At 62.5% G+C, this 11628-nt stretch carries 9 protein-coding genes; 3 read left to right on the top strand and 6 right to left on the bottom strand.

Features of this window, described 5'->3' with window-relative positions; all coding sequences use genetic code 11:
* Window positions 1–91 precede the first annotated feature (91 nt).
* Entirely contained in the window at window positions 92–2398 is a 2307-nt protein-coding gene (locus NKI85_RS11330; RefSeq protein ID WP_352524561.1) for a hypothetical protein, read from the bottom strand.
* 110 nt (window positions 2399–2508) lie between these two features.
* The gene (locus NKI85_RS11325; RefSeq protein ID WP_352524563.1) at window positions 2509–3123 is read right to left on the bottom strand and encodes a TetR/AcrR family transcriptional regulator; all 615 of its coding nucleotides are present in this window, start codon (window positions 3121–3123) and stop codon (window positions 2509–2511) included.
* A 130-nt stretch (window positions 3124–3253) separates the two neighbouring features.
* On the opposite strand from NKI85_RS11325, the gene NKI85_RS11320 reads away from it, so the two are divergent.
* On the top strand, window positions 3254–3862 hold the full coding sequence (locus tag NKI85_RS11320) for a hypothetical protein (protein WP_352524564.1): 609 nt from the start codon (window positions 3254–3256) through the stop codon (window positions 3860–3862).
* Between the two features lie 82 nt (window positions 3863–3944).
* Here the strand turns inward: NKI85_RS11320 and NKI85_RS11315 are convergent, their stop codons facing one another.
* On the bottom strand, window positions 3945–5057 hold the full coding sequence (locus tag NKI85_RS11315) for a TauD/TfdA family dioxygenase (protein ID WP_352524566.1): 1113 nt from the start codon (window positions 5055–5057) through the stop codon (window positions 3945–3947).
* A 240-nt stretch (window positions 5058–5297) separates the two neighbouring features.
* Window positions 5298–7079 (bottom strand): chloride channel protein, encoded by a 1782-nt coding sequence (locus NKI85_RS11310; RefSeq protein ID WP_352524568.1) that lies wholly within the window; start codon window positions 7077–7079, stop codon window positions 5298–5300.
* 258 nt (window positions 7080–7337) lie between these two features.
* Here NKI85_RS11310 and NKI85_RS11305 point away from each other — a divergent pair, with 258 nt between their 5' ends.
* Complete coding sequence (locus NKI85_RS11305; protein ID WP_352524570.1) at window positions 7338–7622, top strand: SCP2 sterol-binding domain-containing protein; 285 nt, start codon at window positions 7338–7340, stop codon at window positions 7620–7622.
* Between the two features lie 288 nt (window positions 7623–7910).
* Here the strand turns inward: NKI85_RS11305 and NKI85_RS11300 are convergent, their stop codons facing one another.
* Both NKI85_RS11300 and odc2 read right to left on the bottom strand, forming a co-directional pair.
* Window positions 7911–8579, bottom strand: a complete 669-nt coding sequence (locus NKI85_RS11300; RefSeq protein ID WP_502900655.1) for a GNAT family N-acetyltransferase — start codon at window positions 8577–8579, stop codon at window positions 7911–7913.
* 150 nt (window positions 8580–8729) lie between these two features.
* Window positions 8730–9863, bottom strand: coding sequence for an ornithine/lysine decarboxylase (gene odc2 / locus NKI85_RS11295; RefSeq protein WP_352524572.1), 1134 nt, complete (start codon window positions 9861–9863; stop codon window positions 8730–8732).
* A gap of 565 nt (window positions 9864–10428) precedes the next feature.
* Here odc2 and NKI85_RS11290 point away from each other — a divergent pair.
* A complete protein-coding gene (locus NKI85_RS11290; RefSeq protein ID WP_352524574.1) occupies window positions 10429–11628 on the top strand; it encodes an amidase in 1200 nt (399 codons plus the stop codon).

Here is an 11628-nt window from a genome sequence, read left to right as displayed (position 1 = left end):
TGCGGAAAACAAAGAGATAGAGCGGTTCGCCGTTTCCGTGAAACGATGAACCGCTCCAGTCACCCTAACGCCCCTTCCGCCGGTGGTTCGACTACATGAGCTCTATGACGAAATAATCGCCCTGCTGTATCCACTTCACCAGGAAGTTAATTGTCAGGTCGGTACCGCTCCAATGCATCTCGACAGTTGATGGAGACGGCTTTATGAGGCCTCCCTCGATAAAGTCACTCGACCTCGTACCAGATGCGCCTGAGATGAAATTGAAATCCTGGAACTGGAATGTGACCTCGCAGCTGAGAGTGAACGGCGTGAACCCGCCGCCGGCCGGCTTGGGCAACGCGAACTGAACCAACGCCGGCTCCGCGTTCGGCTTTTCGGTCTTTGAAAAGCTGCCGGACGGCCCCTGCAGGTGCCACGTGATTTCAGTGATTTCTTTCTTGCTGGCGTTGAACCAGAGACCCGTTGCTATCGTCAGCATCGCTGGCTTGACCACCGGCGGCGCAGTAAGGGGAATACTGATGGTCTCGGTGTTGTAACCAACGGCTGCAACTTGCAAGCTGACCGATACTTGGCCGGTCGGCGGAGACAGGGTGAACGCTGTGTTGGTGGCCCCGACCACCACGCCCCCTTGCGATATGGTCCCTCCAACCGATTGGTACTTGTTATCGGCGTCGACAGCTTTGATGGTTATCGTCGCCGGCTGGCCCGCTGTCAGGGATGGGGGAGCCGCGGAGAGCAACATTTCCCCGGGGAAGACATTGACGGGAACTCTGGTGAGCGGAGACATCTTCGTGCACAATGTCTGCATCACCGTAATTTGGTCTTCTACCTTGAGCTCGCCCACGTAAATCCCGAAGTAGAGCGTCGTCCAACCAAGTGGCGTATCGCTGGCGCGCCACTTCCCGTTCACGAATACATGCACGCGCGCGCCGGGAATTATGCCTGATACGTAAATGAGCCGCTGGAAGACCCGGACGGGCTGTTGAATATCCGGGGTCTTGAGTGGGGTCAGGTCGGATACTTTGATCGGGCTCCCGACCCGAAGCGCGGGGGGCTGACAAGTAAGCTCCAGCTCGGCGTGAATGTGCTCGCCGGCGCGCAAAGGCCGAAATGTCTCGACCCAGACGAGACCGCCATAACTGAAGACGGGCTTGCTGATTACAGGAGAATCTGGCGCGTCCGAGTACAAACGCACGACCGCATTGTCGACGCTGTTGACGAAAGCGCCGCTTGCACATTCAAATGCAGGCTCCATGACGGTCGGCGGAAATACGCTGCCCTGGTAAGTCCCCACCACCAGCAACTTATCCGATGTGGCTGTCTTGCCGCACAGCTCCTGGATGACGACGAGCGATGGAAACGGCGGCGAGGCCGGGATCAGGGCCGACATGTCGGGAATCCAGTATTGGCCGGAACTCACATCCTCGCCCACTCCGATTCTCCCGAGCACGGTAGCCGCACCCGAAGTCGGATCGACAAGTTGGATCGTCAATGTCGCGCCGGGCTCGAGATTGGAGATAGGCAAGGCACGGGCTGCCGGGCAGTTGTACTGTGAGGTCCCGATCCCGATTACGGGCTTTCGAACCGGCAAGGTTTCGTCGACGATCACCGGAGGGGCAGATGACGGACTTGATGCATTGCAGCGCTCGAAGTGCTGCGTGGCGCTGAAGACATCCGGATTATGCGCGGCACGGCCAAGCAGCGCCAGGAGGTTGGCGCCGACGAAAGGATATTCCAGCACGTCGCCATTGAAGTGGACCTTCGTGGTGGCGCCTTGAGCCAACCCCCTAACGGGTACTGCTTGCGCACACCCAGGAACTGAGCCGACTGCTGGTGCCGGCATAGTATTTTCCCGATACGGCGTCGGTTCGGCGGGCAAGCTCGGGGTCGGACTGCTCTTCACCTGTCCGGCAGGCGTCTGAACGGACTGCATCGCGTTAAGCACATCGTTGGCCTGGATCGGCCCGCGTATGCGCACTGGTACGACATTTCCGCGTGCAGTATCGCTGCCAATCAATGCGCCGCCGTTGAAAATCTCGACCGTGGCGCCAGGATAGGCTGCGCCTATCAGCACCCAGTCGACGCACTCGTGCACCTGGCTCAAGTACACCAATGGGCTTAGCGTCGAGGGATACCCGAGCACGACGATCGGGACCGGGCTTGGGTCACTGGTTTCGGCGCCGAGCGTCCAGCGTGCGGTCAATGCATCCCCCACGTTGAGGGAGCCTGCGGCGACCGGCACAAAGGTAGTGGTTGTGGCGCCGGCATTTACTGCAGGGACAGGTATGCCATTTACCAGGAGGGAAATGCTCGACCCGGGGAGCGGCCCATCGATACGGACCGAGGTACTCAAGACCGATACGGGGCCAATCACAATTGGTGCAAGAAGCGTGCTCATGTTCGTTTCCCTCTCTGTACGGCGCAGACATGTCGCCTGGTTCGAAACAGGACGTAGAGGAAGCGCACTTACGGATGACTTACGGATGGGTCGGCGCGGTGCTGGACTGCTTATTTCGCCAGCAAGGCGAGAAAATCGTCGAGACTTTGCTTCATCAGCAATTCGGCCTTCTCGATGCCGCCCCATTGGGCGAACTGGCCATCGACCCACATTCGGGCAAGCCCATAGACAAGCGCGCGTGCCTGTAAGGGAATGCCTTCGATATTCGTTTTCCGCAATTGCCCGGCCGCACGAGCGTCTTCCAGTATCTGGACCATCAGACCGCGGATTTCTTCGTTCAGTCGAACAAGCGTTTCGGAAGCGTCGAAATCGATCGCCCGGCGCATCGAGATGATCTCGAAATGCGTCGGGTTGTTGATGGTCCAGTTGAGATAGGCTGAGCCCAGCGCCCGAAAGCGCGAGAGCGGATCAAGCTGATCTGCCCTATCCAGTTCGACGGAGATCTCGGCGCGAAACCGGCGCATCGCCTCTTCGGCCACGGCGGTCATCAGGGCGGTCTTGGTCGGAAAGTGCCGGAACGGCGCTCCCGACGACACCCCGGCCCGTTTGCCCGCCTCCCGCACCGTCACCTGGTCGACGCCGTCCTCCCTGGCGATGGCCAAGGCGGCATCGATCAGTGCCTGCCGCAAGCTGCCGTGGTGATAGGTCTTGCGTTGTTTGTCCATGTCCTCTGCCAGAACGCATCCATCCCAACCATCACGATCTCGCGATCGATGCAAGCACGACTTACTTTGCGATTGCAATAGCCTCAATTCAAATGTAAGCAGTGATTACATTTGCACTCAGGGAGGTATCATGAGCGCCGTCGCATCATCCATTGCAGACAAGGCAACGAGCCGTTGGTGGCTCTTCTGGTTTTTGGCAGCGATCACTCTCGCACTGTCCGGGCTTGTCGCATTTCGCGGCGATTTCACGATCGAAGCCGTCCGCCAAGTCATACGGCTCACTGCCCAGATATCGCTCGTCCTGTTCTGCACGGCGTTTTCGGCATCGGCGCTCGCTCGCGACTTGCCGAGTGCATCCACGCGTTTCCTGCGCCGCCATCGACGTCAGATCGGCCTGGCCTTCGCATTCTCGCACGGCGTGCATGCGATCGCCTTGTTCACCTTTGCGCAGATCAGCCCGGCACAGTTCAAAGAGGCTACGGACCCCGCCATGTTCGTCTTCGGCGGTCTGGCCTACCTGTTCATCATCGGCATGGCCGCAACGTCTTTCGACCGGACGGCGGCATGGATCGGGCCGCGCGCATGGCGCATCCTCCATACCGTCGGCGGTTACGATATATGGCTGACCTTTTTGATTGCCGAAGGCAAACGCGCGGTCCATGACGTCTATTATTGGCCCTATGTGCTCCTTCTTCTCGCCGTGATGGCCATTCGCTGGTGGGGCGCAATAAAGCGATAGGCAGGCAACCCGCCCGTTGCCAGCCAACCGCCTGCCGAAGGCGACCTTCGGCAGGTCGATGCTCCTTCGCGGTGTCGTGCCACTATCGGGAGAGGACGCGAATACGACTCTGAAACTCACCACGATCGACATAGCATCCCCGCAAATGTCTTGGCCCCGTATTTGGGTTGAACGACTGGCGGCCGTGCAAGACCCGCCGATTGTCGAAGACCGCCATTTCGCCGGCTTTAAGGCGGTAGGCTATTTGGAAACGCGAGCCGCGGATCATCATCATCAGCTTGCGATAGGCCGCATAAAAGGGTGCGCATATGTCGGAGGGAAGATCGATGACATCCACAAGATGGGCGTTGAACCGTAACTCTGTCACTTCTCCACCGCGTTGAGTTACGATCACAGGAAACCGACCGCGCAGATCGTAGTTTTCATCGTGAAAACGACAAGGGATCTCGACCTCGCACAAGAGGCGGTAGGCTTCCGGATCTTCCGCCCGTAGCGCGGCGACGACCGCAAACCCGTCGGCAAAGATCGATCCACCGCCTTCAGCGTCGTTCGCGATACAATGCAGGAATTGATAGCCGGGCGGCACCTCCTGGTTCGCGAGATCCGTGTGTAACGGCAGGGCGACCGGCGTATAGGCCAAATTGTTCGGGTTCGGCATCGACACGACTTCGAACATCGTGCCGAAATTTGTCTGGCGCAGGAACGCTATCCGCTCGGCCGCACGCCGCCCCGCGTCGGGATCGTCGCCAAGCCCGTCGACGATGGAGAGCCCGTATGCAGCCGTGGCCTGCAGCCAGGCGAGCAGATCGGCATCGCTTTGCAAGAGGTCTCCGGCGGCGTGACGCGGTATGGTTTCAAGATCGATTGAGGCGTCCCAGACTTTCGGAGCGATGTCAGCCGGATCGTCCCGCTTTCTCCCCGGGCGGTAGGATTCAAAGAACTGGCTCGGGAATTCCTCCTCAGCCTGGTCATTCGGCCAGACAATGCCCACGGCGCCGCCTGTGTCTCGCACGCTGAGCGGCCTCAGCGAGGGGTCTACGCTGGTCAGGTCGAATATTCGCTCTTCGGTCTGTGGGTGAAACGCCGATGGCGCATTGTCCTTTAGCCAGAGCCAAGGGTAGCAGACTGTTTCGCCCGACAGGAAAGTCACGGCAAGCGCGGTCTCCCGGGCTTCCACGGAAAGCATGGTATTCATGGTGGTGTCTCTCTGAACACAGAATTTGATTTTCAGCTTGGATCAGACCCGCAGGCCATCAACCCAGCGGTGGTGGCCACCACAAGCTCGGCTTCCCATAGCGATGGGATCCGGGATTTCTGTTCGGTTCTTCGAGCACTCGATCACCAGGTGAAATCTGGTTCAGATCTATACGGCGATGGTAGCGGTCGTTTGCCGGCAATGTCTAGCTAAATGCAACGGGATCGCCCCTTCTCGACCCTACCCTTCGCCCGACAGATCGCGCCGCGCCTTGTCGAGTTCCTCGGCATAGCGCCGCATCAGGTGGCCTTCGGTCAACAGCCCGACCACCTTGCGGTCGGTGAAATCCTCGACCACCGCCAATTCCTCGGCGCCGGCGCGCTGGAAGGTCTCTGCGGCCGACTGCACGTTCATGCTCGGCACCAGCACCGCGTCCTTGAATTTGGCGAAGGACAGCACCGGCATCTCGTCATCCGACAAATGGCTGTGCAATTCGGCGACGATCAGCACGCCGACATAGTGCAGTTCGGCATCGACCGCGATGACGCGCTGCGAGGAGCCGAGCGGCACCGCCTTGCGGAATGTTGCAAGCGTCGTCGAGGCGTTGATGGTGCGGACATCCTTTCGCATCATTGAACCGACCGTCAGGCTGCGCATCCAGCCGACATCATGCGCGCTGCGGATCGTTTCGCCGCGCAGATGGAAGCGCCATGTCGAGAAGGAATAGCCAAAAGTTTCGCGCACCAGGATCGCCGCCATGAGCGAGGCGGCCAGCACCACGCCGGTCAGCGTAAGGTCGCGGGTCGATTCCAGCGCCAGGAACGTCATCGTCAACGGACCGCCGACGACGCCGACGGCGAGCGAGGTCATGCCGACCACGGCGGCGACGGCGGGGTCGATGCCGGTCGCCGGCGAGACGAACGCCATCGCGCCGGCAAACATCTTGCCTAGCAGGGCGCCGAGGAACAGCGAGGCAAAGAACAGGCCGCCGCGGAAGCCGGAGCCGAGCGAAATCGCCGACGCCGCCAGCTTCAGCACGAAGACGCTGGCCACCACGCCCAGACCGTAGTTCATTGCGAATTCGCGATGCAGCGCGCCATGGCCGCTGGATAGGACCTGCGGCGTGATCAGTCCCAGCAGCCCGACCATCACGCCGCCGATGGCGGGGCGCAGCGAGGCGTCGATCGACAGCCGGGCAAAGAGGCGCTCGATCAGGCTCACCAGATGCATGATGGCGATGGAAGCACCGCCGCCCAGAAGCCCGAGCAGCATGAACGGCAAATACTGGCTGACGGTGAGCTGCGGCAGACCGGCGAGCTCCAGCGGAAACGGCACGCCGCCGAACACCTCTGCGGTCAGCGAGGCCGAGATCGCGGCGGCCATCACAGGTGCGACATTGGCGACCGAGTAGATGCCGATGACCAGCTCGAAACCATAGAAGGCGCCGGTCAGCGGCGCATCGAAGGCGGCGGCGATCGCGCCGGCCGCGCCGCAGCCGACGAGGATGCGGACATCGTTGCGGCGCAGCTTGAAGAAGCGTGCAAGCCGCGACGCCAGGCCCGAACCGACCTGCGTGTAGCCGGCCTCGAGCCCGACCGAAGCGCCGAAGCCGCTCGAGATCAGCGTCTGCCCGGCGATGATGAAGGTGTCGGTCAGCGACATGCGGCCGCCGTACAGTGCATTGGCTTCGATCGGATCGACCGGCGTGCGGAACTTCCGCTTTCTCAGCCAGATCACCGTCAGCCCGAGCAGGATGCCGCCGATCGCCGGGATCAGCGCCTGCTCCGGCCTTTGCAGCGAAAACATCGCCGAAAGCCGCCCGCCAGGCTGAACGCCGAACAGCAGCCCATGCAGGACTTGCACCAACCCGCTCATGCCGGTGACCAGTGCGCCCGCCGTCACCCCGACCAAAGCCGCCAGGACGACGACGGCGATGCCGCGCGCCTCGAGCAGCGGGATCGATCGGATCAGCACCGCACGCAGCCGGCGGGCATAGACTTGCGGTTCGTTTCTGGAAAGCACCGGATGGCTCGCCGATATTCGTGGGGAGTGGTGCCTGATACGCCCGGCGACAGCGCATGGCAACATGCCGGCGGCCAAGGGTCATCCCGGCGTGATGCTGCGTCGATAAGACCATTTCGGCGAGGGGGAACTGCGTTGACGTAAACGTCAACCCGAAGCTATATGCGCCGGCGGCCGTGGCTGTAAAACTAGGCAAGCGACTTCGGCCAGGTCGAATCGCCAACGCGCGACAAACCCAACGAGACGAGGAGAACCGCCATGAGCGTTCAGGAGATTGCCGACAAGATCAGGTCGCGCGTGGCGAGTGCCGGGTTCGATCGTTCCGTGAAGTTCGACACCGGCAGTGATGGCGTCATCGTCATCGACGGCGCCGATGTCTCGACCACCGATGCGCCGGCCGATTGCACCATAAAGCTCTCGCTCGACGATCTGGACTCGCTGATATCAGGCGACCTCAACCCGACCATGGCCTTCATGTCCGGCAAGATAAAGGTCGAAGGCGACATGAGCGTCGCCATGGCACTCAGCCAGTTGATCGGCTGAGCGGCCAAACAAAGCGCCAATGGTCGACCTCGGCGCTGCCCCTCATCGCCCTGCCGGGCACTTCTCCCCGTATAGTGACGGGGAGAAGGGGCTGACCGCAACGTTGGCGCTGTTCTGCAACGCTGGCGATTGGCGAAATCGTCGATGAGAGCCCCTCTACCCGTCACTATACGGGGAGAGGATGCCGGCAGGCAGGTGAGGGGCAGCGCCGGCGTCCGGAACGGGCAATGGAGGCGAATTGAAAACCGCCTTCCCACTCCGGCTCGGTCCCCTGAGCATCACGCCCCCTCAAGCAGCGAGCGGCAGCCTCTGCACCTTCAGCTTGCGCCCTGCAGCCTTCAGCGTGCCCTGCGCGCCGTCGAGCGCGCCGACAACCAGTTCCAGCGCCAGCAGGCGGTGCCGTTCGTAGGGTCCCGGCATGGCAAGCGAGCCGGTCTTTTCGGCCGAAAACCCGAAGCGCTCGTAATAGGGCGCATCGCCGACCAGCAGGATCGCCGCATGGCCAAGGCGCGCGGCTTCCGTGATCGCATGGCGCATCAGCGCCGAGCCGATGCCGGCATTCTTGAGCGCCGGGTCGACCGCAAGCGGGCCGAGCAGCAGCGCTGCCGGACCGCCCTCGCCCAGCACCACGTCCCATAGCCGCACCGTGCCGGCGACAGTGCCCGACGCATCGCGCGCGACAAAGGCAAGGCCTTCCGAGGGCCGTCGACCGCGCCGCAGCTTCTCCGACGACTTTTTCCGGCGCTTCGGCCCCATGGCGCGATCGAGCAAAGCCTCGCGCGCACCGATGTCGCCAGCGGTTTCGGCGGTGATGGCAAAAGCGCCGGCATTCTCCCCCCTTGAGGGGGAGATGGCCGCGAAGCGGCCAGAGGGGGTCGCCGCGCGTGAAGCGCCGGCCCCATGCGGCCCAAAGGAAGCTGAGGCAGCCGGACCGACCCCCTCTGGCCTGCCGGCCATCTCCCCCTCAAGGGGGGAGATTCCCGCTGCGCCTTCAACAATGAAATCTACAATGTCCATTTCCGCGATCCTTCACGAGCGGAGATTCCACAGGCGAACCGAAGCGGGCGATCTGCTCGCCCGCGCCGGATGATCTGAAAGCCGAAGCCCTCAGATCACGTAGGATCGGAGAGGCTCGAAGCCGTTGAAGGCGACCGAAGCGTAGGTCGTCGTGTAGGCGCCGGTGCCCTCGATCAGCACCTCGTCGCCGATGGTCAGCGACAAGGGCAGCGGGTACGGCGTCTTTTCGTACATCACGTCGGCCGAATCGCAGGTCGGGCCGGCGAGCACGCAGGGCGCGGTCTCGGTGCCGTCATGCGCGGTGACGATCGGATAGCGGATCGCTTCGTCCATGGTCTCGGCGAGACCGCCGAACTTGCCGATGTCGAGGAATACCCAGCGCACATTGTCGTTGTCGGCCTTCTTCGAGATCAGCACGACTTCCGACTTGATCACGCCGGCATTGCCGACCATGCCGCGGCCCGGCTCGATGATCGTCTCGGGGATCGCGTTGCCGAAATGCTTCCTGAGCGCCGAGAAGATCGCCTGGCCATAGGCCTGCGCCACCGGCACATCCCTGAGATAGCGGGTCGGGAAGCCGCCGCCCATATTGACCATCTTCAACACGATGCCTTCGTCGGCCAGGGTCGCGAACACCTTCTTGGCGTCGCTGAGCGCGCGGTCCCAGGCGGTCAGGTCTGTCTGCTGCGAGCCGACATGGAACGACACGCCATAGGCGTCGAGGCCGAGCGTCCTGGCATGGCGCAGCACGTCGACCGCCATCGCCGGCACGCAGCCGAACTTGCGCGACAGCGGCCATTCGGCGCCCTCGCCGTCGGTCAAGACGCGGCAGAACACGCGGGCGCCGGGAGCGACGCGGGCGATCTTCTCGACCTCCTCGACGCAGTCCACCGCAAACAGCCGGATGCCGAGCTGGTAGGCGCGCTGGATGTCGCGCTCCTTCTTGATGGTGTTGCCGAAGGAGATGCGGTCCGCCGGCGCACCGGCGTCCATCGCCATCTCGACTTCGGCAACGGAAGCGGTGTCGAAGGACGAGCCCATCGCAGCAAGAAGGCGCAGGATTTCCGGCGCCGGGTTTGCTTTCACCGCATAGTAGATCTTGGAATCGGGAAGCGCCTTCTCGAAGGCGCGGAAATTGTCGCGCACGACATCGAGGTCGACGACGAGGCACGGGCCGTTCGGACGTCGGGTAGCGAGGAAGTCAAGGATGCGCTGGGTAGCCATCGGGGTCTCTCCATCAGCGCCTTTCGGCGCGCACAAAGGCTTGCGGACGCAGGCTCTCGGCCTCGCGAACGCGCGGTGGACAAAGGCGGGACGTCAATCCATGGAACCAGCCGGTGGAGACCCCGGAACCATGAAACGCCGTCTCGCGGCGGTGAACCTTGGCCTTGCCCGGCCTCGGTTCGCTTTGTCTGCCTTGGCTTGGATGGGAGACCCGTCCGCACTGCCGGCAATGAAGGTGTGCCTCTTCAGTAACCCCGGTCTTTGGACGACCGGCAGAACACCAGAAAGGCCCGCACCGTCGTTGCTTCAAGGTGTCCTCGGTCTGGCGGTTGGCCGCTAAACCGACTGGAGGGGTTGGCTCCAGTTACCTTACCGATATCCCTCACCATTTGAGGATCGGCGGACACCCACAGGCACGTGCGACTTTGGGCAAACGCGATATAAGATCGAAAGATTTCACAATCAATAAAAATCGTATGGCAGGTTGTAAAATTTGTGGCATCGAACAATGCTGCGGCAACCAGAAAAAACAATGCTGCGGCAAGCACATCCGGATATCGAACGAATGACAGGCACTCGCGGCCCGCTGAACGCTTTTCTCGACCTTGATCAGATCCCCGACCTTGAGCAGGTAAATGGCCCGCTTGCCGGTTTGCGGCTGGCCGTCAAGGATATCTTCGACGTCGCCGGCTACCGCACCGGCTGCGGCAATCCGCAGAAATACCGGGAGGCTTCGCCGGCCACGTCGACGGCGCCGGCCGTCCAGGCGCTGCTTGATTCCAGCGCCCGTTTCGTCGGCAAGACGCAGACCGACGAACTGGCTTTTTCGCTGTTGGGGCTGAACGCGCATTTCCCGTCACCGATAAATCCGGCGGCTCCCGACCGCGTCACCGGCGGCTCGTCCTCAGGTTCTGCCGCGGCGGTGGCCGGCGGGCTGGCCGACATTGCCACCGGCTCCGACACCGGCGGCTCGATCCGTGCGCCGGCAAGCTTCTGCGGCCTGATCGGCCTCAGGACCACGCATGGCCGCATCTCGCTCGACGGCGCCATGCCGCTGGCGCCTTCGCTGGACACGTTCGGTTGGTTCGCCAAGGACATCGTCACCTACGAAAAGGTCGGCACGGTGCTGCTCGGCGACGATCCGCACCGCCACGAACTGAGACGCCCCCTCGCCCTCGGTGCGCTGGACGGGCTCGTGCTCGGCCCGCAGGAGGCTGATGAATATCGCTCGATGATCCACAGTGTCGCTACGGTGCTGGGCGCGCCGCGCACCGTTGGGCCGCTGTCGCATTCCACCGACGATCTCTATTGGTGCTTCCGCAAGCTGCAAGGCTATGAAGCCTGGCAAAGCCACGGCGTCTGGATCGCCGGCGGCGACCGCATGCTCGGCCCCGGCGTCAAGGAGCGCTTCGAGCATGGCGCGACCATCGACGCGGCGACCGCGCAGCGTGAAACGGAACGTCGCGTTTCGTTTCGACTCGAACTTGCCGATCTGCTTGGCGAGGACGGCGTTCTTGTGCTTCCGACCGCTCCGGGTGCCGCGCCGCTCAAGGCCGCATCATTCGCCGATTTGCAGACCTATCGCGAGCGCGCGCTGAGACTGCTGTGTCTTTCCGGCCTGTCGGGATTTCCGCAGATCACGCTGCCGCTCGGCAAGACCGGCGGGGCGCCGTTCGGTCTTTCGCTGCTCGGCCCGAAGAACAGCGACCGGCAGTTGATTACGCTCGCCGCTCGCATCCTTTCAGCTCACCAAGGAGGCGCATGA

The organism is Mesorhizobium sp. M0571 (genome assembly GCF_040320985.1).
Classification (GTDB): domain Bacteria; phylum Pseudomonadota; class Alphaproteobacteria; order Rhizobiales; family Rhizobiaceae; genus Mesorhizobium.
This window is presented reverse-complemented; position numbering and strand designations above follow the sequence as displayed.